This is a genomic window from Bacillus sp. FSL R12-0074, assembly GCF_038005725.1.
GTDB classification, from domain to species: domain Bacteria; phylum Bacillota; class Bacilli; order Bacillales; family Bacillaceae_G; genus Bacillus_A; species Bacillus_A mycoides.
Map to the genome: position 1 here is coordinate 2,716,501 of NZ_JBBOTR010000001.1, position 22,901 is coordinate 2,739,401.

25 protein-coding genes, 2 pseudogenes and 1 other annotated feature are annotated in these 22,901 nt (G+C 34.5%); of the genes and pseudogenes, 7 read left to right on the forward strand and 20 right to left on the reverse strand.

Annotated features, from left to right (window positions below; all coding sequences use genetic code 11):
• Positions 1-107 precede the first annotated feature (107 nt).
• Positions 108-1,022: pseudogene (locus tag NSS97_RS14115) on the reverse strand (acetamidase/formamidase family protein).
• Between the two features lie 159 nt (positions 1,023-1,181).
• Between NSS97_RS14115 and NSS97_RS14120 the strand changes: the two are divergent.
• Complete coding sequence (locus NSS97_RS14120; protein WP_002013108.1) at positions 1,182-1,610, forward strand: cell wall hydrolase; 429 nt, start codon at positions 1,182-1,184, stop codon at positions 1,608-1,610.
• A 61-nt stretch (positions 1,611-1,671) separates the two neighbouring features.
• Here the strand turns inward: NSS97_RS14120 and lysS are convergent, their stop codons facing one another.
• Together lysS and NSS97_RS14130 are read right to left on the reverse strand one after the other, a co-directional pair.
• Positions 1,672-3,225: a lysine--tRNA ligase gene (gene lysS, locus NSS97_RS14125; RefSeq protein WP_107886818.1), complete on the reverse strand. Its 1,554-nt coding sequence runs from the start codon at positions 3,223-3,225 to the stop codon at positions 1,672-1,674.
• Positions 3,226-3,308: 83 nt separating this feature from the next.
• Positions 3,309-3,565: a binding site (T-box leader), on the reverse strand.
• Between the two features lie 71 nt (positions 3,566-3,636).
• Positions 3,637-3,807, reverse strand: a complete 171-nt coding sequence (locus tag NSS97_RS14130; RefSeq protein ID WP_080784661.1) for a DUF2197 domain-containing protein — start codon at positions 3,805-3,807, stop codon at positions 3,637-3,639.
• A 141-nt stretch (positions 3,808-3,948) separates the two neighbouring features.
• Here NSS97_RS14130 and NSS97_RS14135 point away from each other — a divergent pair, with 141 nt between their 5' ends.
• Together NSS97_RS14135 and NSS97_RS14140 are read left to right on the forward strand one after the other, a co-directional pair.
• Complete coding sequence (locus tag NSS97_RS14135) at positions 3,949-4,851, forward strand: SMP-30/gluconolactonase/LRE family protein (RefSeq protein WP_131929166.1); 903 nt, start codon at positions 3,949-3,951, stop codon at positions 4,849-4,851.
• Positions 4,848-5,552 (forward strand): annotated as a pseudogene (locus NSS97_RS14140) (class I SAM-dependent methyltransferase). Before NSS97_RS14135 ends, NSS97_RS14140 begins: the two are co-directional and overlap by 4 nt.
• A 61-nt stretch (positions 5,553-5,613) precedes the next feature.
• Here NSS97_RS14140 and NSS97_RS14145 read toward each other — a convergent pair.
• The gene (locus NSS97_RS14145; protein WP_002013102.1) at positions 5,614-6,540 is read right to left on the reverse strand and encodes an NADP-dependent oxidoreductase; all 927 of its coding nucleotides are present in this window, start codon (positions 6,538-6,540) and stop codon (positions 5,614-5,616) included.
• A gap of 236 nt (positions 6,541-6,776) precedes the next feature.
• On the opposite strand from NSS97_RS14145, the gene NSS97_RS14150 reads away from it, so the two are divergent.
• Positions 6,777-7,634, forward strand: a complete 858-nt coding sequence (locus NSS97_RS14150; protein WP_044444371.1) for an alpha/beta fold hydrolase — start codon at positions 6,777-6,779, stop codon at positions 7,632-7,634.
• Between the two features lie 278 nt (positions 7,635-7,912).
• Here NSS97_RS14150 and NSS97_RS14155 read toward each other — a convergent pair whose 3' ends face one another.
• Together NSS97_RS14155 and NSS97_RS14160 are read right to left on the reverse strand one after the other, a co-directional pair.
• The gene (locus tag NSS97_RS14155) at positions 7,913-8,248 is read right to left on the reverse strand and encodes a hypothetical protein (protein ID WP_002085171.1); all 336 of its coding nucleotides are present in this window, start codon (positions 8,246-8,248) and stop codon (positions 7,913-7,915) included.
• A gap of 11 nt (positions 8,249-8,259) precedes the next feature.
• A complete protein-coding gene (locus NSS97_RS14160; RefSeq protein WP_002013097.1) occupies positions 8,260-9,429 on the reverse strand; it encodes a ParM/StbA family protein in 1,170 nt (389 codons plus the stop codon).
• Positions 9,430-9,638: 209 nt separating this feature from the next.
• Here NSS97_RS14160 and NSS97_RS14165 point away from each other — a divergent pair, with 209 nt between their 5' ends.
• Positions 9,639-10,043 (forward strand): hypothetical protein, encoded by a 405-nt coding sequence (locus NSS97_RS14165; protein WP_002168244.1) that lies wholly within the window; start codon positions 9,639-9,641, stop codon positions 10,041-10,043.
• Positions 10,044-10,084: 41 nt separating this feature from the next.
• On the opposite strand, the gene NSS97_RS14170 is transcribed toward NSS97_RS14165, so the two are convergent.
• The 6 genes from NSS97_RS14170 to sleB all read right to left on the reverse strand — a co-directional run bounded on the left by NSS97_RS14170 (position 10,085) and on the right by sleB (position 14,538).
• Positions 10,085-10,621 (reverse strand): DUF1697 domain-containing protein, encoded by a 537-nt coding sequence (locus tag NSS97_RS14170; RefSeq protein ID WP_060751415.1) that lies wholly within the window; start codon positions 10,619-10,621, stop codon positions 10,085-10,087.
• A 172-nt stretch (positions 10,622-10,793) separates the two neighbouring features.
• A complete protein-coding gene (locus NSS97_RS14175; protein ID WP_044444369.1) occupies positions 10,794-11,291 on the reverse strand; it encodes a GNAT family N-acetyltransferase in 498 nt (165 codons plus the stop codon).
• Positions 11,292-11,318: 27 nt separating this feature from the next.
• Positions 11,319-11,675, reverse strand: a complete 357-nt coding sequence (locus tag NSS97_RS14180; RefSeq protein ID WP_002165674.1) for a hypothetical protein — start codon at positions 11,673-11,675, stop codon at positions 11,319-11,321.
• Between the two features lie 104 nt (positions 11,676-11,779).
• Positions 11,780-12,376: a YhcN/YlaJ family sporulation lipoprotein gene (locus NSS97_RS14185; RefSeq protein ID WP_044444368.1), complete on the reverse strand. Its 597-nt coding sequence runs from the start codon at positions 12,374-12,376 to the stop codon at positions 11,780-11,782.
• A gap of 26 nt (positions 12,377-12,402) precedes the next feature.
• A complete protein-coding gene (gene ypeB / locus NSS97_RS14190) occupies positions 12,403-13,743 on the reverse strand; it encodes a germination protein YpeB (protein WP_341113027.1) in 1,341 nt (446 codons plus the stop codon).
• A gap of 15 nt (positions 13,744-13,758) precedes the next feature.
• Positions 13,759-14,538, reverse strand: coding sequence for a spore cortex-lytic enzyme (gene sleB, locus NSS97_RS14195; RefSeq protein ID WP_002013086.1), 780 nt, complete (start codon positions 14,536-14,538; stop codon positions 13,759-13,761).
• A 145-nt stretch (positions 14,539-14,683) separates the two neighbouring features.
• Between sleB and NSS97_RS14200 the strand changes: the two genes are divergently transcribed.
• Positions 14,684-15,016 (forward strand): DUF3889 domain-containing protein, encoded by a 333-nt coding sequence (locus NSS97_RS14200; RefSeq protein ID WP_060751411.1) that lies wholly within the window; start codon positions 14,684-14,686, stop codon positions 15,014-15,016.
• 55 nt (positions 15,017-15,071) lie between these two features.
• On the opposite strand, the gene NSS97_RS14205 is transcribed toward NSS97_RS14200, so the two are convergent.
• From NSS97_RS14205 to kynU, 5 genes are all read right to left on the reverse strand, one after another.
• A complete protein-coding gene (locus tag NSS97_RS14205) occupies positions 15,072-15,707 on the reverse strand; it encodes a Pr6Pr family membrane protein (RefSeq protein WP_044444365.1) in 636 nt (211 codons plus the stop codon).
• Positions 15,708-15,727: 20 nt separating this feature from the next.
• On the reverse strand, positions 15,728-16,645 hold the full coding sequence (locus tag NSS97_RS14210) for a serine hydrolase (RefSeq protein ID WP_107886816.1): 918 nt from the start codon (positions 16,643-16,645) through the stop codon (positions 15,728-15,730).
• Positions 16,646-16,770: 125 nt separating this feature from the next.
• Positions 16,771-17,610, reverse strand: coding sequence for a tryptophan 2,3-dioxygenase (gene kynA / locus NSS97_RS14215; RefSeq protein ID WP_044444363.1), 840 nt, complete (start codon positions 17,608-17,610; stop codon positions 16,771-16,773).
• Between the two features lie 33 nt (positions 17,611-17,643).
• Entirely contained in the window at positions 17,644-18,273 is a 630-nt protein-coding gene (gene kynB, locus NSS97_RS14220; RefSeq protein ID WP_044444362.1) for an arylformamidase, read from the reverse strand.
• 2 nt (positions 18,274-18,275) lie between these two features.
• Positions 18,276-19,562 carry a kynureninase gene (kynU, locus tag NSS97_RS14225; RefSeq protein ID WP_107886815.1) on the reverse strand — a complete coding sequence of 429 codons (1,287 nt, stop codon included), beginning with the start codon at positions 19,560-19,562 and terminating at the stop codon, positions 18,276-18,278.
• A gap of 159 nt (positions 19,563-19,721) precedes the next feature.
• Between kynU and NSS97_RS14230 the strand changes: the two genes are divergently transcribed.
• On the forward strand, positions 19,722-20,333 hold the full coding sequence (locus tag NSS97_RS14230) for a TetR family transcriptional regulator (RefSeq protein WP_107886814.1): 612 nt from the start codon (positions 19,722-19,724) through the stop codon (positions 20,331-20,333).
• 47 nt (positions 20,334-20,380) lie between these two features.
• On the opposite strand, the gene NSS97_RS14235 is transcribed toward NSS97_RS14230, so the two are convergent.
• The 3 genes from NSS97_RS14235 to NSS97_RS14245 form a co-directional block, all read right to left on the reverse strand.
• Positions 20,381-20,620 carry a DUF3953 domain-containing protein gene (locus NSS97_RS14235; RefSeq protein ID WP_002165667.1) on the reverse strand — a complete coding sequence of 80 codons (240 nt, stop codon included), beginning with the start codon at positions 20,618-20,620 and terminating at the stop codon, positions 20,381-20,383.
• Between the two features lie 21 nt (positions 20,621-20,641).
• Complete coding sequence (locus NSS97_RS14240; RefSeq protein WP_000873838.1) at positions 20,642-20,887, reverse strand: DUF3977 family protein; 246 nt, start codon at positions 20,885-20,887, stop codon at positions 20,642-20,644.
• 115 nt (positions 20,888-21,002) lie between these two features.
• Positions 21,003-22,853: a sigma 54-interacting transcriptional regulator gene (locus NSS97_RS14245; RefSeq protein ID WP_107886813.1), complete on the reverse strand. Its 1,851-nt coding sequence runs from the start codon at positions 22,851-22,853 to the stop codon at positions 21,003-21,005.
• Between the last annotated feature and the right edge of the window lie 48 nt (positions 22,854-22,901).

The window sequence follows — 22,901 nt, forward strand, 5'->3', positions numbered from 1 at the left end:
TCCACAATCTCAAATATACTTATATAAATAAATACTACCTCTTTTCACAAAATCCGTAAAATAGAAAAAGGATACTTTTATACAAAAGTATCCTTTTTCTATTTTTCTTATTTAATATGAAATGCATTTAGAGAAAATCCTAACTTCTCCACATATTCCCTTCCTAGTTCCATCCGCGCCGTTTTTAGTGGATCCACAACTTGGCAAATTTTTAAATTACCTGCTGCTGATAATAAAAGAGTTGCATCAGCTTTAGACATTTCTAATTCTTCATGTAAAAATGTCACCAGATTAAGTACAGCACGATTCGCTGCATCATCTAGCAATTTCTCTGAAGCAATCGTCATTATTTTTTCTTTTTGAATAGCCAATGGTAATGGCCATTTCTTTCCTTTTATAGTCTGAACAGTTACAGTTACCTCACCAGCAACCTCTACTCCACTAACACCAATTTCACCATCACCCATCGCAGCGTGTAAATCGCCTAATGCTAAAAGAGCACCAGGAACATTTACAGGTAATAATAACGTGGTACCTTCTTTGATTTCTTTACAATCCATATTCCCGCCGTGATCATGCGGTGTACCACATGAAATACTCTCTTCTTTCGGTGCAGTACCAATCACACCAATCATTGGATTAATTGGAATTTACAGTTCATTTGAAAATGAAACATGTCCATTATGTATTGGGACAATTTTTACTGTATTTTCATTTAGCTCATCACCCATTACACCTAGGTTCGCACCTGTAGTTAAAACACCCTGCTCTGCAATTTTAATCTTTTCAATCGTTACGACTAATATATCACCAGGTTCTGCACCTTTAATATGTACAGGTCCGGTCGCTGGATTTATTCGATTCCAATCTAATTCTTGAAACACAACATCTTCAGAATCAATTTGATTTTCAAAGCAATCATATGTTTCAAATACAAGACGGCTCCCAATTTCTACTTCAATACATGGATTATTTTCTGGTGACATTGCGTAAATGATATGTTCTTTATGAATACGATGCATAGTACCTCTCCTTTTTCGTTTTTATCTTCTATATAATAATTAGCTTTTATCTGCATAAGCTCCTTTTTAAAATTAGTAGTTATTTTCAAGAAAAATGCACTTAGCTCATTTTGAAACATACACTCTTTACTATAACAGGTAAAGAAAGGTGGTATTACAATGCCCCTTATTCCATACAACGAAAGTGACGTTGATTTACTAGCACGTTTAATCCGTGCTGAAGCTGAGGGCGAAGGACGACAAGGTGAACAACTTGTTGGATGTGTTGTAGTAAACCGTGTATTTTGTGATTGCTTAGATTTCAAACAACTTCGATCTGTGCGTGATGCAGTATATCAAAGCCCTGGCGGATTCGAAGCAGTTCAATACGGTTACTTTTATCAACGTGCCCGTGAATCAGAAAAAGAAATCGCAAGAAAAGTTTTACAAGGTGAATGGCGCTGGCCAGCACGATGGGCTCTTTGGTATTTTCGTCCAGTTGGAGCTTGTCCACCCGAATGGTATAATCAGCCGTTTGCAGGGCAATTTAAAAGCCATTGCTTTTACGAACCAAGTGGTGATGAATGTCCAAAAATGTATTCAAGATAGTAAAAATTAAGCAACGCAAGTACCTATTCTATTGAGTACTTGCGTTGCTTTTAACTATATTTTAGAAATCTAATAATGTGACGAATTTTCTGGCGCCTACCACATGTATTAATAACGGTATACGTGGACCACTTGATTGATTCATAATGAGCCTATATAAAATGGTAAATAATTGTTTTTGATTTTCTTTCATTATTTTTTTATTTTCATGATGACAAATCGTATACAATTGCTCCATTAGTTTAGAATGATCGTTATTAGAACGAATTATTTTACAAACTTCTACTAGCCATTTTTTCTGCCGTTCATCTAATGTGTTATAAAACTCCGTATTTTTCTCTTTATTTACCGCAATAAATTTTTTAGATTGAAAGTTTCTTATCCAATACTCAGCACGATTACTTATCGCTATCATTTCAGGTAATGCATAGCTCCTATCTATTTTCTCTAATATATCTTGTAAAATAGATGAATCAAAATTTAATAACGGTAAAGTTCCTGCTACTTGATTAAACTTTGGATACTCTTTAAATCGGCTATCAAGTCTAGAAAGTTTAATTGCATCAAATAAATCTTCATTTTTGAGTGTTTTATTTTCATAACTATCCTTCAATCTCTCATACTCTGTATAATTGCGAATCACATCTTCATCAAGTCCAATATGAAAAGCTGCGCCGGGCCTATATTTTGCAAACATAAAAAGAATCACTTCTGGTACATACACTTTTAATAAGTCGCTAGGTGTAATACTATTCCCTGAAGAACTGGACATTTTTTCATGATGCCCTTTAATTCCAATGAAATCATAAGCAACGTATTGAGGGGCTTCACAATTGAATATTTTCCTTACAATTTCTTTTGATACATTATAACTACCGGTTTCCGATGAATGATCTCTTCCGCCCGGTTCGAAAATAACATCCTCTATCATCCATCTCATCGGCCAATCGATTTTCCAATTCAGTTTCATTTGATTTGTATTTAATACGGATAATTTATTTTGATTTCCACATTCACAGTCATACCGAACTGTTTTTAATACTTCATCAAAATGTGTAATAGTTGTTGCATCTTTCCCGCACCTCTCACAATATAACGTAACGGGATAAAAGTTTTCTCTATCTTCTTCTCGGTGTATTCCTGTTTTAAAACCCATTAAAATATCATATATTTCTTTTCTTTTACACAAAGACTCTAATATGTTTTCGTTGTACCCTCCACTTCTATATTCAGCATGCTGATAAATAAATTCTACTTCAATTCCAAATGCTTGGAGCGATTCCTCAAACTCTTTTTCAAAATGATCCGCATATGAGTTATGACACCCATGCGGATCAGGGATATCACAGTACGGCATACCAATGTATCTTACAAAAGATGGATCAATATTTTTAGGAACTTTTCTAAACCTGTCATAGTCATCCCATGAAAAGATAAAACGAGTCTTTTTCCCTAAATCTTGCAGAGCCCTTACAACGAAATAAGTCGTTACTATTTCACGGAAGTTCCCAATATGAACAGAACCAGATGGACTAATTCCAGCTGCACAAACAAAAGTTTCTTTGTTTGGATGTTTTCTAATTAATTCATGTGCTACTTCATACGCCCAATGCATATGCCACTCACCTCAATTGTATTTTTATTTTCACATTTTCAGTTTTATACAACAAAAAAACTCCCACCCCCAAGATTATTCATCTTGAGGACGAGAGTTATTAACTTCGCGGTACCACCTCAGTTTGTTAATACGTCACCATATTAACCTTTTCAGGTACGGCAAAATATGCTTATACCCTATCTCTATAACGGGAGAACCCGTTGCACCATCCCTAAATAAATTAGTTCCTTGCGCAGCTCCAAGTCTTTTTTCATTAAGATGTATACCGCTCTTTCTCAGCTACCAGAGCTCTCTGTACGTATTCTTTCTTAACTACTCTTCTCTTCAATGCCATTTTAAATATTGATTTTTACATGTGATAATTTATTATGCGTTTATTGTCAATTTTTTCTGAACAAAAATATAAAACTACCTAAAAAAACATTTTATCGCTTCTAATTGAATTCTATGGCTACACTCATCACAACAATATGTCCCTTTCGGTTTCTCTTTAAATCGCTTATATTTTTCACTTCCTTCGTATACTCGGAATATATTTTTACACGAAAAGCAAACAATCTCATAAAACATCATATGCATTTTCCTCACAGTGTTTATACATTTTTTTAATAACTTGAAAAGGTCTGTTTTCGACATTGCAAATCTTAATAATCTCTCACAAAAGGTTTACCTCTATTCTTATCGAATTATATAAATATCTTATAAAGCGAGGTGAACATCTTGTTCAGTAATATAGAATTATTTTTAGATGCTAAAGCAAGTTTAGCTGAAGGACCATGTTGGAATGAAAAAAAGCAGCTTTTATACTGGGTTGATATTATGGAGAAAAAACTATGCATTTATACCCCCGCTAATAATTCAAACCGAGTGATTGCCCTCAATCAGCAAATCGGCTGTGTCGTTCCATATCTAGATGATGTAGTACTTTTAGCTCTAGAAAAAGGGTTTTATTCTTTTAATCTAAATACAGAAGAGCTTACACATATTTATGATCCTGAACCACATTTAATAGAAAATCGTTTTAATGACGGGAAATGCGATCCGGCTGGCCGCTTTTGGGCAGACACTACTGACTTATATGGTATAAGTGGCGCCGGTTCCTTGTATTCTTTAAATAATAATCTCCAAGTAGAGAAAAAGTTATCACATGTAAATACATCAAACGGCATAGCATGGTCTCCTGACGATACATACCTTTATTTTATTGATACACCTACAAAAAAAGTAGTCCGTTTTCATTATGATATACATACTGGTGTAATTAGCAATCCAACAGATGTTATCATCTTCCCTGAAAATGAAGGTCTACCCGATGGTATGACAATTGATGTAGAAGGTTGTTTATGGATTGCACATTGGGGAGGCTCGAAGATTACTAGATGGAATCCCTTGACTGGAGAACAGATTTTAAGTATTCCGATTCCTGCTTTATATGTAACGTCGTGTACATTTGGAGGACCTAATTTGACCGATTTATATATCACAACAGCCAGAACAAGAATGACTGATGCGGAATTAAAACAGTACCCACATGCTGGTGGTATATTTCGAATTCAAATGAATGTTAAAGGTTGTCGAACCTATTCATTTCGCCATGAAACTATTGGAGCTGAAATACTATGAACAGAATCGATTACATAAGACAAGAAGAGAAAAAGTATCACGATCTTTGCTATGAACAATATAAATTATTCGAAGCAGGATCTTGGCTGTATAAACCTGTTAAAACAGTTATGGGCATGCTGAACTATTTTGAAGGACAGAAAGACCTACAAATACTTGACCTTGGCTCTGGTGTCGGTAGAAACAGTATTCCGATTGCACAAAAAATTATGAATAGTGGCGGCACTGTTACTTGTGTTGATCTACTTGATTCGGCTTTAATGAAGTTACAAGTTTATAGCAAAGAATATGGTATATTTGAATACATAAAAACGGAACAAGCAGCAATTGAAGACTACTATATTGCTCCTAATACTTATGACTACATCGTTGCAGTATCAAGTTTAGAACATGTTAGATCAATAGACGATTTTAAAAAAGTGATTCACACTATGAAAAAGGGGACAAAGAGTGGCGGTATCAATTGTTTAATCGTTAACTCTAACATTCAAGAAATAGATTTAGAAACATGAGAAGAATTAGATGCTTTAATTGAAATTAACCTTTCTACGGAAGGAATGATACGTACACTAAAAAGCGTTTATAACGAATGGAAAGAAGTAAAAGTTGAAATAAAAAATTTAGCGTATGATATTGTACGAAACGGTAAACACATTCAATTAAATACGAATGCGATTATTTTTGTCGTGCAAAAATTGTAGTTTATATGAGTGGTGACAATTTTTATTTTTTATAGTCACCACTCGTATATTTATGTAAATATCATTCCATCGTAATTACAATTTTCCCTCTAACATGCTGACTTTCACTTAAAATATGAGCTTCTCTAATTCCTTCTTCATTAAACGGAACAACCTTACTGATGATAGGTTTAATTTTTCCGTGCTCAATCAAAACAGATAATTCGTCCAATTGCTTCCCGCTTGGTTTCAACCATAAAAACCCTGATTTTATGGCCTTTACTTCATGACGTGGTTCATGAACGATAGAAACTAGAACACCACCAGATTTAATAATTTGAAAACTTTTTTCTTGTACTTCTCCGCCGATTGTATCTAACACAATATCATAATCTGATAGTAGCTCTTCAAATTTATCTTTTTTATAATCAATAACAAGGTCAGCACCTAAAGACTTTAAAAACTCTTCATTTTTACTACTTGCAGTTGTTGCGACAAAGGCCCCAAATGATTTTGCGATTTGAATTGCAAAACTCCCTACTCCGCCCGCTCCAGCATGAATTAATACTCGGTCATTTTCTTTTATTTGTGCGTAATCAACAAGACTTTGCCAAGCTGTTAGTCCTGCAAGAGGTATAGATGCTGCTTCTTCAAAATTAAGATTATTAGGCATTTGCGCTACTAAATTTGATTTCACTGTAATGTATTCAGAATAAGAACCTTTCCCTATATTTTCAGGTTTCGTAAACACTTTATCTCCTATTTTAAAATGATTCACATCTTCTCCAACTTCTTCAACTATTCCAGCAACATCTAATCCTAATGTAATTGGAAATGAAAATCGCAACTTTTCTTGTAAGTCTCCCTTTCTTATTTTCCAATCAACAGGATTGACAGATGTTGCGTGTATACGTATTAATACTTCATTACATTTAACAACTGGTTTAGGAACTTGTCTTTCTTGTAATTCTTCAACACTACCATATTGATCAATAACAATTGATTTCATTTCCTCTCCCCCTTGCTGTTTATTTTAATAACAAACAATTATTTTTCAAAATTTTTCGCCTTGAATGAAAATAAATATGTTTGGAGGTGATATTTATGCTACTCTACTAATTAAGCATCATGAGTGCAAAAAACATTTATTTCACTTAAATACAATCTAATTTACGCCTAAGAAACACCCAAAGTTATATTTCTCTTTATTTATTAATGACCTTTAAATGAAACGGAGAGTGTGCTATGAGTGAACAAGTTTTCAAAGTAAATGGTATTGATATATGTACAGAAAGCTTTGGAAATCCTAATAACCCAGCAATATTATTAATTATGGGAGCTACGTGTTCAATGGTTTATTGGGATGAAGAATTTTGTGAAAGGTTGGCTAGCACTGGAAGGTTTGTCATTCGCTATGATAACCGTGATGTTGGGCGTTCTGTTACATATGAGCCTGGGACTTCCAATTACACTGTAGCAGATATGGCTGAAGATGCAATCGGAGTACTCGATTCGTATCATATTGACAAGGCACACCTTTTTGGCATGTCATTAGGAGGTATGATTGCTCAAATTGCTGCAGTAAAACACCCAGAAAGAATTTTGACCTTAACATTACTAGCAACAAGCGTTATTGGATCTGATAACAATACTCGTGATTTGCCTCCAATGGATGAAAGAATTTTGACACATCATGCTAATGGTGCAAATTTAGATTGGACAAATAAAGATGTTATAGCGAAATATTTAATTACAGGATCACGTCTACTCTGTGGATCAAAGCGTATATTTGATGAAGCAAGAACTTTAAAACAAGTAAAGCAAGAAATAGAACGTGCTAACAATCTATTAAGTATGTTTAATCACGCCCTCCTTACAGGTGATGATTCTTATGAAGGTATACTAAAGTCGTTACTAGTACCTACTTTAGTAATTCATGGTACGGACGACACAGCTCTTCCACTTGAACATGGACTCGCACTTATTGATGAAATTCCGAACTCAAAGCTATTACCCCTTGAAGGTACAGGACATGAGAATCATCCCGATGACTGGGATAAAATTATTAAAGCAGTTTCAGAACATATATCCCGTATAAGATAAGAACAACTATTAGAAGGGGCACAAATTGTTTTGCCCCTTCTATTTATCCCTCATTAACGGGCAGTAAAACTCCCACCTCAAAATTCAGCTGAAGCAAAGAAATTAGGTGGGAGATAAACTGCCCGTAAACGCCCGATTGGTGAAGGCTAATAATCAGTGGGGGATGAACAAAACCCCACTGATTATAGTTTCACTTTATAAAGATTACGATACAATATCAAAAACCCATCACTGCATTCGTATGTATAGTGATGGGCTCTACCTATATTTTTCTATGCTTAAAAAAATGGACAATCTAACTGGTCAACAGATTCCCACGATTTTTTTTTTACATTTTCGGTGGATTTACTATTTTCTAGTGGTACGTGTTTAAATGGATTCATTTCAACTTTTAATAGAGATGATGGTTCTATATATAAAGAAAAAACATGGCTACTTGGCAAGGTTTTTGATACATCAATATCTCCTACTTGTTTAAATAATTGCTGGGCCGCAAAGAAAAAGAAATTAGTTGGATTAGATTGTTTATTAAGCCAAGCAATCATTTCAGGCGATACTGATTTATTAATATTAATTTTCACTCGATCACCACGTTTATATCGCCTAGATCGCATACTTCCACCAACTAACTTATCGTTAAGTTTGTAAACCCTAACTCTTTTTGCTTATGCTCTCTATATTTTGGCGAGCATGTATATACTAATAACCCACGAGCATTGGTGAATAACGGGTTATCTACAAAGATCACATTTTTCAAGCGTCCTTTTTGTTTCAAAATCATTTTTAAGCTATTTTTAATAATAACTGCGCCCCCACCATAAATAAATACATATGGATCGTCTTTCATATCATCAATTTTGTTAATAATATCCGTTGCGACACGTGCTGCTAAACCTAAAAATGCTGGCTGCGATTCCTCAACTAACAATGCATTTCTTGGGTGCTTTTCATTTAAATAAATTTGGTTAAATTCTGTAATGCTATCAATTGTTTTCGTAGGATATTTCCGATTCCATCTCGTAATAATTTGTAGTAACGTTTCTTTTACACCGTACGATAATCCTTTACTTAATTGCGGACGGAAATTTACCCCTAATGAAACAACTTCTTCCGTTGTCCCCGCGCCAATATCAAAAGACAATAAAGTTTTATCTACAAAATCAATTTCTGAAACTTGATTTTGTTCACATTCTATTTTATGTTTCACAACATTTCCTTCCTCATCATATACAATCCCCCACGTCCCAGAAGCGCCTTCAGGTAGACATTTACAAAACTCAATAGAAACATTAATCGTAACATCGCGTCCATTTGGATAATGGAATATGACCTTGTGATTACCCATATACCGTTTCGCATTTTCAGCAGCAATTTCCTGTGTAATAAGTTGCATTGGAAGAGCAACAGATAAATCATAACGAATATTAATATGACTTGAAGTAGGACTTTGACGCATAGCACTTATCGCTAAACCTGAAAGGATTGTAATGACCATTAACTCATCAGTAGATTTATTTGATTTTTTCTCCACTTCAGTACCTTTTAATTGATCTTGAATCACTTTTTCTCCAACGATGTATCGTACATTATTTAACATTAGCGATGGAGAACTAATGGTCACATCAATGTGATTCTCTAATTCTGACGATGAAACTTCACCCTCATCTAACAACCCCGTAGACTCACCTATATATAAGGAATAAATACTCGGAATAAAAATAGGTTCCTGCCCTTTCACCATTAACTTCAAACCATTATTTCCTGCATCTGCACCAGCTTTTAAAAGAATAGACATAACTACCCCCTAAATTAATCTGACATCCCTTCCAAATATATGCGAGCCCATTCTTTTACATTCAAATGTAATGTAATTTTTTCTTCATCCTTTAAACAAAATATCATAAACATTCACTTCGTATGTAAAAAACGTTTGACATAAAACTTTTCCAATTTTATACTATGGATGTAAAGAGTTTTTTACAAAAGTGGAGGTGCAATTATATATTGAATACTAAAAAAATTATTTTTGTAATCATAACTTTATCTTTAATCGCTATACTTGTACATGGCACATACAAATACATAACTGAAGGTTCAATTTTTGGTGGGACAATTTTCGCTGCTTCTTTAATACTTAGTAATTTAATTAATCATATTACATGGGGAGATCCAAACGGAGTATCGAAAGAAAGTCAAGATGAGATGGGACAACAAATTACATATAAAAGCTTTAAAATCGCATATTTTGTGCTTGTAGGTGTTATGTTCCTTATATTACTCTGCTCGGAAGGATTTTCTATGGGTTCCAATTTGGATGGTGTAAAAAACCTTCCACTCTTTATTGCACTCTGTTCTTCCTTTCTTATTTTCCCTATTGTTGAACTCATTGTCGCCAAACAATATAAATAAAAAAAGTGGTTTTCTAAATGCAGAAAACCACTTTTTTATGTTTAAATACCTTCTGCTATTGCTTTCAGCTTATTCACAGTCCGCCAGTTCCTTACTGTAGCTGGCGTATGTAATTTTTGAAACTGGTTCATTAGTTTAGAATTACGAATGCTTTTTTTGAAAAATAAATACACTACTCTTCCTTCGATATGGCAATCTTCTATGTCACTTTTGTACATAAGTAACCGCTTATTGTCTTCTTCAGAAAGTGGATTAGCTAAAAAGGCCACATGTACACTTTCTCCTTCTAATAACGAATGGGTCTCGTAAGGACACTTTTTAATAATATTAATAAATTCATCATTTGCTCGTAACATGACTGGAACATTGAAATCAAAAACGTTCTTAATTTCACATTCAATTCGTTCCTTTAAAAAACTTATCTCTTCTTCTGACTCAAACACTACATTTCCACTTTGAATATATGTTTTCACTCTTTTTAACCCTATTGATTCAAACATTATTTTCAAATCTGCCATTTTGATTACTTTATGTCCACCTACATTAATTCCCCGTAGTAGTGCAATATAAATTGTCATATGATTACCCCTCACGTATTTAAATGCTTAACAATCGAATTGTTTTGCACCTTCATGCTTCTCGAATACTTACTTTAATACATCTAACATATCATGTACGGAAAATATCTCAAATTAAAAAACTTACTACATGATTTTTTTCAAGAGTAAGCTTTGTTATCTCATTATCTCCTTATCTCCTTATAGGTAAATGTAATATGAATTGTTGTCCAATTGGTCCCATTCTTCTAAACCCTTTATCTTGAAATCCAACTTTCTCATATAACTTTTGTGCCGGAATGTTTTTTTCATTTACAGCAAGAATCACTTCATTTTTTACTGGATAATAATATTTTACAAAGTCTTGTAATAACGCCAATGATTTTTTAGCATATCCCTTATTTTGTTTATTGTGATTAACGGAAAAAGAAGTTAAAAGTATGGCATCCTTATTTTCTGTAAACTCCTGTACCCTATCACCTGTTTGTAATATAAATACACCGACAGGTACTCCGTTATAGTCTAAAATAACAACTACATTTTTCGTTCGATCATTTTTCGCTTTCTCCAGTAATTCACCTGGATTCGCCGTAAATTGAACTTGTTCACTTGGTAAAGTAAATGATTGTATTATCTCTTTATACTGCTCCTTATATGGAACTAATTGTATTTCCCCTGTATGTATGTTCATGCTTAACTCTCCCACTCCTTCAAGTTATTAACTTAAACCTTGCTGTGTTTTAGAATGCACTTTTCCATCCAAGAATGTAATTTCAGCAAATGATTTTGGATCGTTTCCTTTCCAAGCAAAAATTTGCTTAATTCGTGTAGAATGTTCTTCTCCTTCTTCTATGAGTAAATCCCCTTCAAAACCGATTAAATCTTTCACTTCTAAATAAGTCATTCCTTCATTAATATTTGAGAAATGATTTATATTAATGGTCTCTTGCTTTTTATTTTCCGTTATAGTAGAAGACATAGCTGTTTTCTTCTTCACTTCTTTCTTCTGGTCACACGCTGTCATACTAAAACCTATGCATAAACTACCTAATATGAGTGCGCTTTTTTTCATCATAACGGTTGTCCCTCCCCTCATTATTAAACCATATATTCCCTTAAAAATAAACTGAATATTTAATCTTACAGAAAAACCCCGTACAATTTAGTACGGGGTTTTCACTATTTTTTCAAATGGTTATTTGACTGATCTTCTTGTTCTTTTCGTAGTTCTTGTTCTTCATCTTTTGGTAATTGTTTATCATTATCTTTAATCGGATTCGTTTCTCTATTTTCAATCATATCATTTGGAACTTGCGGCATTACTCGCCCAACAATTGCTGCTAATTCATCAAGTATGCCTTCACCAGTTTTACCTTTTTTAATTTGCTTGCCTATTTGTTTTAGTCTTTCATACGTATCAACATCTGCTACAACGACTGCATTTGCACCGTTTGGGTCATTCTTCAAACTCTCTGCAACAGAATACTTAATTGACTCAACGCGATTTCGATCAAGTTTCGCCTTCACATCAATACCTACAACAGCATACTTCCCAACTACTACTGCTGTCGCATCGTTTACACCAGGTATACTTGCAGCTAAAGATGCCAGATGATCAGCTGCTTTTTCATTTGGCTTATTTGATTTATTTGTATACGTAACATTTTTCATCGAGACATTTTTTTGTTCTGGCTTTTCATTAGGATTGTCTTTTTTTCCAATGCTACATCCAGTAATAACGAAACAAAGCATTAACATATATATAATGATTTTCATTATTTTCACCACTTTATCATTGATGTTTAATCATAAATTTTCTCAACAGCTTGCATCTTCTTCACTTTTTCTTCTGCACCGCTATTTGCGTTAATGAAAATTTGGTACGTATCTTTCCCTAAAGTACCAATATATTCATAACAAAGTACTTCATTATGCAAGTCGTTTACTACTACAGCTTTACGTTCTTCCATAACTTTTACATCGGGGTTAATTTTCTTTCTCGCCTCAGCAGCGGTTAGCTTCGCACTCGGAATCGTTCGTTTTTGATGTGATGCTAAATATTCCTTTGCGGAAAAACCAACAATCGACCCATCATCTAAAGCAATTTTCATTTGGATTGCTTCTGGATAAATACGCACTCCATTTTCATTTACAACGTACGTAAACACACCGATATTATCATATTGAGAACTATCAAACAGCTCCATATTTGTAAACTTGTGATCCTTTAAAAATGTTAATCCTTTACTTCCTGCATCATTTAAACTGATTTTTTGCTCTTTAATTTCTCGGTTGTTCATTACCCAAATTGGATATCCACCTTTTCCGGTAATATCCATATAATACTCATTGTTCGTTGCTGGATCTTGAATTTTCACACTGTAGAATGATTCTTTTGCACCTTTTCCACTTTTCTCAACTTCTACTTTTTCATTCCCTTTTAAGTTTAAAAATGATTTCGCGATTTTTTCCGCTTCCGCTTTCGAAATCGTCTTTCCTTTTGCTTCAAATCCGCCTTTTTTATTCTTTTGTGCACTTGTAAAAGTCGGTCCAAAGTTTGTGGACGAGTATGATGTTACATTCTTTTCTACCGTCTTTAATCCATCGATAATTGTGTTATCTGCTGGATCTTGGTTTGACGCAAGAGCCATTTCTACATCCATCCAGCGAAGATTATTTTTCAATACAAGATGCTGCACTTTTCTCAGTTCATCTTGTATATTTGCTGCATTTGAATATAAACCTTGTAACGTTTTATATTCTTGATCATTTAACGGCTCTTTTTCTAAATCACGAACCGCTGCACGATAACTAAAATCACCGATATTCGCAAGGAACTCTTCCGTTTTATTAAATGGCATTAATGTTAAAGGTAATTGTCCTACATCAGAACGAGCCTCTGATGTTAAACGCCATACATCTACTAAAGCTGGCGATAATGAGGAACGTGAATTCATCGCCAGTGTTGTTCCAATTTTATCGTGTAATAAATCAACTTCATATGCTAAATCATGAAACGCACGCTGATAACTATTTTCCGCTCGAATTAATACTGCATTTTTCTCTTGATGCTCTTTATAGCCCCAATACCCTGTTCCGACTACACCTACTGTTAACAATACGATGATAATACCTCGTAACATGTTTCCACCTCCGCTCTATTTACAGAAAATATGCTTACCAATTTTTTTAATTTGCGGACGAGTCCAAATCCATTTACTTGTCGCAGTATCTGGGTTGAAATAATATAATGCATTCCCAGTTGGGTCCCATCCATTGATCGCATCTAATACGGCTTTTTTCGCATTTTCATTTGGCGTTAAATATATTTGTCCATCTGCTACTGCTGTAAATGCTCTCGGCTCAAAGATTACTCCTGAAACAGTATTTGGAAATGATGCACTTGTGACACGGTTTAAAATAACCGCAGCTACTGCAACTTGTCCTAAATACGGCTCACCACGGGATTCTCCGTATACAGCGTTTGCCATTAACTGAATGTCATTTTGAGAATAACCGTTTGGAACATTTGTCCCTGTACTTTTTGGCGGCTTATTTTCCTGTGTACCTCCACCACTGTTCCCTTTATTAGTTGTAGTATCTTTATTAGCGGTCGACTTATCATACTTCGTTGCCTTTACAAGCATTTGCTTCGTTTTAGCACCCGCTAAACCATCAACTGGCAATCCGAATTTTTGCTGAAAGTTTCGAAGCGCCCAATATGTACCCCATCCGAAAACACCATCAACTTTCCCCGTATAAAATCCGTTATATTTCAAACGAGTTTGCAGTTCAATGACATCTTCTCCAGATGCCCCTCTTTGAATCACTTGATTAGAAAAGGCTTCCACATTTTTGGTCTGTATACTACTTACCATTAAAGATAGCCCGATAAAGACAAGCAAAATCGCTATCTTAAAAACAGCTTTTTGACGCATGTATTTCCCTCCTTAATTACGGAAATGATTTCATGGTTATGTTTTGTAAAACCCTCGCTTTTATGTAAAGAAGACAAAAAAATCCAAACTTATATGCTTGAAGAAATATGTAAACAATATACAAAAAGAATAAAAGGAGCTTATTATGAAGCGATTCTTCTTACGTACAGCATTTATATTTTTTTTAATAACAACATGTTCAAATATACATACCGATCCATCTATTGTTCACGCACAGCCGCCATATGCAAAATGGGGTAAACTAGCCGTTGAAAAAACGAAAGAACAATATCCGAAAGCTGAGATTATCGATTACCTTCATATAGGTAGACAACCAAAAACTGTTCAAATAACAGTTGAAAAGTTTAAATTATGGCTACGTGAGGGTGGAAAAGAGTATGGTGTTTTTGTGGATGTAGAGTTTGATACGAAAACAGAGGAATTTTTAAAGATGTCCTTTCAGAAAACAAGTCGGTAAAACAAAAAACCTCCGTCTTTACATACAGACAGAGGTTTCTTTATGTACTTCTTCCTTAATAAGGAGGATTATTTTTTATATGCAAAGATCGATTCCCTAACATTTTTACTAATCCGCAAATAGCTCCAATAACAACGGATATCCCTATACTATATAAAAATACTCTCCCATATCCACCTATTCTCGGATCTAAAAACGGATATGGGTACCAATTCACGAATGGCCCGCGTATTAAGCTATAGACAACATATAAAAGCGGGAAAACAAGCCAACTCGCAGCCTGTTTCCATGTAATGGTCTTCGTAGGTGGATTTATAACCCAATCTAAAATCATCGCTAACGGCATGATGTAATGAAGCACAGTATTTACCCACGGTATCGGTGTTTGAAGTGACTCTTCTAATCCCCTTAATAACAGAAAATAAATAAGTCCTGTTGTCAGTATGTATACTGTAGCTGCACCGCGAAGAAATCCAAACTGCTCGGAACGTCCAAATAGAGCTGTCCCCAAACTACTAAATAGTAGAATTACCGCAACTAAAATATTACTTTCAATTGTGAAGAAACTAAAAAAGTTAACTGGATTGAACGGTTTCACTTGTGCCCTTGTAACAAATTGAGTAATAAGTGCACTAAACGCTAGAAGACTTAATAACAGTCTATAAATCGCTATCATTTTTGCACTTCTCATAAAAATCCTCATTTCTCTACTTATTTATGATTGGAATTCTCTTTTATATGTTCTATAAATAACTTTAATGGTACGAGGCCACGTTTTGGCATGTGACTACTAATTACAGCTACGAGCTCTAACTGCGGAATGATAATAATGTATTGCCCTCCGTATCCCATAGCAAAATACATACAATACGGTATGTGAAATCTTTCGTTATTTAATACCCACCAGTGATATCCATATGCTCCGACATGTTCATACGTTTCGAATAGAGCTATATTTGATTCTTCTAACCATTTCGATGATACGATTTCATTACCCTTCCAATATCCATTGTGCAAACATACTTTTCCTAATTTTAATAAATCTATAGATTTCATTTTCATACCAAATCCGCCAACATATATACCTTGCGGGTCTTGTTGCCACTCATACTCCGTAATGTTTAACGGCTCAAATAAATACTTTTTCGCGAACTGCTCCGTCGACATTCCAGTTGCTTGTTGAATGATGTAACTAAGTAAGTGAGAAGAACCTGAATTATAATTCATTTTCGTACCGATTTCTTCAATAAGCGGCTTTTCTAAAATGTATTGCACCCAATTGTCTGATTCCACAAAATCATTTGGGAAAACAACCCCATTTCCGAACTCTTTCCAATCTTCTCCTGTTGTCATCGTTAATAAATGATACAGCGTTAGTTCCCTCTTTTCCTCCGGCACATTTGGAATCCATGTTGTGATTGGTGTATGTATATTATTTATAAATCTTTTATCAATTGCGATACCAATTAATATAGATACGATACTTTTTGTAATCGAATTAATTTTAAATAATTCATTTGCACAGTCTATCGTTTTATAGTACTCAGTCGTTAATTCCCCCTTTTGATAAACAAGAAATGTATTAACCTTTTTCTTTTCAAATTTATTTTGTAATTGCTCGAAATTCAAGAAATCTTCCTCCATCTAAATGGTTATGTAATATTTGTAGTTCATCTCGTTCTCTCTATTAAATCATATTTGTTATTAAAACAAAAAATAAACTTGCCAGCATTTAATAGCTGACAAGTTTATTTTTATAATTTCGTTCGAACGTTCCAAAGCTCTGGGAAGAAGCATTGATCAAGCACTCGCTTTAAATAAGATACGCCAGAAGAGCCACCTGTTCCCATTTTATGACCAATAATTCGTTCTACCGTTTTCATATGACGGAAACGCCATTGTTGTAGCCAGTCTTCAATATCGATTAATTTCTCTGCAAGCTGATATAAATCCCAATATTTCTGCACGTCCGCATATACTTCTATCCAAGCCGCTTCTACAGTTGCATCCTCTTCGTAAGGCTGCGTAATATCACGATTTAACACATCTTTATGAATTGGGAATCCTTCTTTAACAAGCGCTTGTATCGCCACATCATACAAACTTGGTGCATGAAGTGCTTTATGAAGACGAGCATGTAATTCTGGGTCCTTTTCATAAATCTTTAATGCATGTGGTGTTTTATAACCAAGTGCATATTCAATCATTCGATATTGATACGATTGAAAACCTGAAGCCTGACCAAGTGAATCACGAAACTCAATATATTCTGATGGCGTTAATGTCGCAAGAATATCCCAAGATTGAATAATTTGCGACTGAATTTTTGATACACGTGCTAACATTTTAAAAGCTGGTGGTAATTTATCTTGTTTAATAGATTCAATTGCAGCATTCAATTCATGTAAAATTAGTTTCATCCAAAGCTCACTCGCTTGGTGGATAACGATAAATAACATTTCATCATGATGATCTGATAATCTTTGTTGACTAGATAATAAGCTATCTAGCTGTAAATACTCTCCGTACGTCATATTCTCCTTAAAATCCGTATGAATCCCTTTTTCCATAATTACCTTTTCATTTTCTTTCATATTAGCCAAACGCCCCTTTGTGTTCATTTCTACTTATATTGGTCTAATAACAGCTCGAACTGGACTCCCATCCGCATCTGTTAATGCAAGTGGTAATGCAATAAGTTCGTAATCGCCGTCTACTACGTGATCGAGTACGACATTTTCTAAAATGTGAATTCCATGTTTAAATAATTGATGATGTGCTGCTAGTTCTTTATCATCTAAAGGATCAACAGATGGTACGTCCACCCCGATTAAACGAATTCCCTTTTCAGAAAGAAAGGCTGCAATATCTGTGCGTAAATGCGGGATTACATCTGGGAATTCATTTGCTTTACCATGTGAAGATGTACGTAATAACAATCGTTCTACACCTTCTAAATGAAAGTTTTCTAATTCCTTTTTCCCGATGCTTTCAAGATTAGAAACGTCAATGATTCGCGCTGGGCCAACATAAACTTGAATATCTAAATCCAACACTTTCTTACCGTCATTATCAAAATGAAAAGGTGCATCAATATGAGTACCTGTATGGATACTCATCGTTAACTTTCCGACATTTACTGAACCACTGTTTTCTTTTGACCATGAAACTTCATACGAGAACGGTGTATCCCCTGGCCATGTCGCGATATCATTATTTAGCGGTTGTGAAATATCAATCCACTGCGATATTTTCATGCTTACGCCACAACCTCTCGCTTATTTTCAAAGTTTTTATATTCGTCATTTTTCATGATTTTCTTTAAAATCTGTACAGAGTTCCATACTTCCTCATACGTATTGTATAAAGCAACAGGCGCAAGTCTAACTCCATTTGGAGCTCTAAAGTCTGGAATAACCCCATTTGCTTTTAACGCTTTACAAATACGCGCCGCCTCAGCATGTTCTAAATAAATATGCCCGCCTCGTTTTTCATCCTCTAATGGATTTCCAATTGTAAATTCAAAGCCTTTTAATTCATGTTCAATTAAATCAAGCATATATCTCGTAATATGTAATGATTTTTCACGTAACTTCTCAATACCAGCTTCTTTAAAAATTTCAAGAGAACCGATTAATGGTGCAGTACTTAATACGTGAGGTGTCCCTATCTGATAAGCTCCAGCATGGTCAGCCGCAGTTAATGAATGCTCCATATCAAATTGCTTATCTTTTCTAGAACTAAACCAACCAGATAATCCTGGGAGTCTATTAAAGTGTTTATTATTTACATAAAGGCCTGCAACACCACCAGGACCTGCATTTAAATATTTATAATTACACCATACAGCGAAATCTACATCCCACTCTTTAAAATGATGCGGAATGGAGCCGATCGAATGACATAAATCAAAACCGATATGAATACCACGTTTATGAGCTTCAGCTGTTAATCGCTTCATATCAAGAATTTGTCCACTCCTATATAGTACAGAAGGCAATAATATTAAAGCGATATCATCGGTCATCGCATGAATAATATCATCTTCAGAAAGTGTTCTTCCATCTCGACTTTTCACTCGTACTAAATGTTCATCTGGATCTAAGCCTTTTAAACGAATTTGACTCTGAAGTGCATAAATATCTGACGGAAAAGTTAATTCATCCGCAAGAATTTTTGTTCGTATTCCTTTTGGCTCATAAAACGTCGCAATAACTTGATGTATATTCGCAGTCGTGGAACCGGTTACAATCGTTTCTTCCGGTAAAGATCCAATAAGAGGTGCTGTCAATTCACCCAATTTCTCCGAAAGGAAAAACCATGGATGCTCACCTTCAGTCCATCCATCAATCCCAAACTCTTTCCATGAATCTAGCAAGGTAAGTAACGATTTCTCTGCTCTTTTTGAAAGCAACCCTAAAGAGTTACCATCTAAATATATTGTTCCTTCTTTTTTATAAAATTCAGATTGAAAATCTTTCAGTTCATCATGTTTATCACATTCAAGCGCATACTCATAAGTTGGTTGAAATGGTTCTTTATACATGGTGTCACCTTCTTTTAATTTTCTTTTTATTCTAACTAATTGAAATATATCACTTAAATTGATATAACGTCAATGATATTATGTCAGTTGACTTTATATACAAACTTCTTTTACAATACAATTATATTTTCAGATATTTCAGTATAAAGAGGTGATTCCTTGAAAAATTCTACTCTTTCAACAAGAAAACACCGCTCCTTAGAAACAAAAAAGAAACTATTACATTCCGGTTATACTATGTTTATAAAAAACGGATTTCAGAAAACTACAATCACGCAAATTATTAAACATGCAGAAACTGGTTATGGAACAGCATATGTATATTTTAAAAACAAAGATGCTCTCCTCGTCGTTTTGATGGAAGATGTTATGAATCGCTTTTATGATATTGCTGATCGCTCTTTTTCCCCTCAAACAAAGGTCGAAGCACGAGATATGATTCAGAATCAAGTGCGCGCTTTTTTACAGTTAGCACAAGAAGAAAGAGCTATATTACAAGTTGTTGAAGAAGCAATAAGAACCTCAAAAGAAATACGTCAAAAATGGGATGAGATTCGCGAACGCTTTGTAACACGGATTATACAAGACATTTCCCATTCCCAGGAAAATGAATTAGTACGAACTGAGTTAAATAAAGAGATTGTCGCATGCGGCTGGTTCTCTATGAATGAAACGTTTCTTTGGACAATCGTGCAAAATGATAAAGAACTAGAATTAGAAGAAATTGTACATACTTTAACGGTAATGTATACGACGGGGTTATATAAATAGCACATTATAACCTCAAAAAACCGTTACTCAATATGCTTAGTAACGGTTTATTTAAAATATTTTATTAACGATACAATAATACAAAAAAGTGATGTAAGTAATAGCAAAAGCCCCATATTCTTATTCTCTTTTTCATCCTTCTTAACGTTGTGTATCCCCATACCGGCAAGCATAAAACCTAAAAGTAATTGTAAAATGAGCATACTTTGCTTCGAATCATCATTCCAACTGTAAATAGAATAGCCCATTATAATAAAAGCGAGTATGAATGTGATAATTCTAATCATAAAAACACCCCCTGTGTGATTCTATTGTTTTAACCTACTCACCATTCCAACAATAAACTTATACTCAGCTCTACTTTTTCTTACTTTCTTAAAGCCCTCTTTCGTATCAAAAATAAAACACGTTTTCCGAAACCAAATCCGTACATATAAAGACTCAAAATAAATTGGTTTAATAATTCCTCGTTCCTCGAATTCAGTTCCATCTTTATTTTCGGTTTCCGTTCGAATGAACCACCTATTCCCGATTCCAATTTCAATATACTTCACATGCTAACCCCCTTCAGGAAATCTTCTTTCTAATTATTCTATTATTTCCCTGGCAAGCGCACATTCCGACAGAACGTGAGCCCATAAAGAAAAAGTAGATTACAAAAATCTACTTTTATAGCCTAAATTTTTGCATACGTTTATAAAATGTACTGCGTGGCACATCTAATAGTTTTGCAGCTAATGAAACATTTCCGTTCGTCTTTTGCAACGCTTCAATCATGCTATCACGCTGTATTTTTTCACGGAAATTTAATGTATGCTCCGTTTTATTTTCTGCTTGCAATTCAAGTTGATGTTGATTTCCAATCATTGTTTGTAATAAAAAAGAGATTTGTTTTTCGCATATTTCCCGTCCTTGCGACAAAATGTATATGCGTTCTAATACATTTAATAATTCTCGAATATTTCCGGGCCATGTATGCTGTGAAAATTGATTACAAATACTCTTTGGAAATACAACATTCCAATCCTTTCGTTCACAAAAATGTTGTATGAAGTACGGAATATCCTCTTTTCTTTCTATTAACGACGGAACATATAGCGGATAAACATGTAAACGATAATATAAATCTTGACGGAATTTCCCTTCTTCTACTAATCGTAGTAAATCTTTATGTGTCGCAGTAATAATACGAATATTTACTGGTCCCTCTTTTGAACTACCAATTGGGGTTACTGTTCGTTCTTGCAAAACACGCAATAATGCCACTTGCATCTCTGGCGGTACTTCACCAATTTCATCTAAAAATATTGTTCCTCCATCTGCTTGTTCGAATTTCCCTTTATATCCTTGGCGCCGCGCACCTGTAAACGCACCTTCAGCATAACCGAATAATTCACTTTCCATTAATTCTTTCGGTAATGAACCGCAGTTAACAGCTATAAAAGGACCATTTTTTCTTGGACTATTTTCATGAATCGCTCTCGCTACATATTCTTTCCCTACACCTGTTTCTCCACAAACATATACACTAGCGTCAGTTGGTGAAACAAGCTTAATTTCTTCTAAAGTATGTTGAAATACGCTGCTTGTCCCAATAACTCCAGGGAAAGTAATTCCGTTTATAAACGGGTAAGTAGAAAATAAATTTTCTTGTTTATTTTCCTTTAAGTAAATACATTTCCCGATCATTCTATCATTACTATATACCGGTACCTCTAATTTAGGTTTCAATCCATTGTGCAATAAATCTTCAAGTTTCATTCGTGACCAATTACATACTCGTTCACGAACCCTCTTGCTCGCAGAAACGATAACATCACGATGGTTACAAATAACAACTTGTTCATCACTGTCAATTACATCTAAAAAACGATGGATTAAATGCAGTTCATTTTGATGTACTCGAATACTACATTCACGTTCAATCGCATGCGCGATCGAAGTTACCATTCCGAGCATATATGGATGTGAAAACTCAATTGGACAGGAGAAATCTAGAACACCAATTAATTTCCCATCATCATTATGAATCGGAGAGGCCGCACAGCTCCAGCTATGAGATGCGACAGAATAATGCTCTGTACCACTTATCATAATAGCCTCTTCAATCTGTAACGCTGTTCCTATCGCATTTGTACCAACAGCTGCTTCCGTCCATTTCACACCTTCAATAAAATTAATATGTTTCGCTCGTTTCAACGTTTGCTGATTTCCACTTAATGATAGAACATAACCATCTGGATCAATTAATAATGCCATCATTTGCAGTTCATCAATGGTTTTCCTCATATTTTGTATTTGAGGTATTGCTATATCAAGGAAGATTTCACTCTTTTTCTTTTGATCCTGAAAAATATCAGAAGACAAAATTTTCTGACCTTTATTCATATGAGGATTCACATTTGCTTGTTTACATCGATGCCATGACTCTGAAATTCTTTCGTTTATACGGTTCGAATCAAGGACTCCTTCATCAACAAACTTTTTCCATGTATGTAAGTAAAACGGTGAAGCTAACATTGTATCATCTCCCCTATTAATTGTTTTGGAGATTTATAAAACATACTT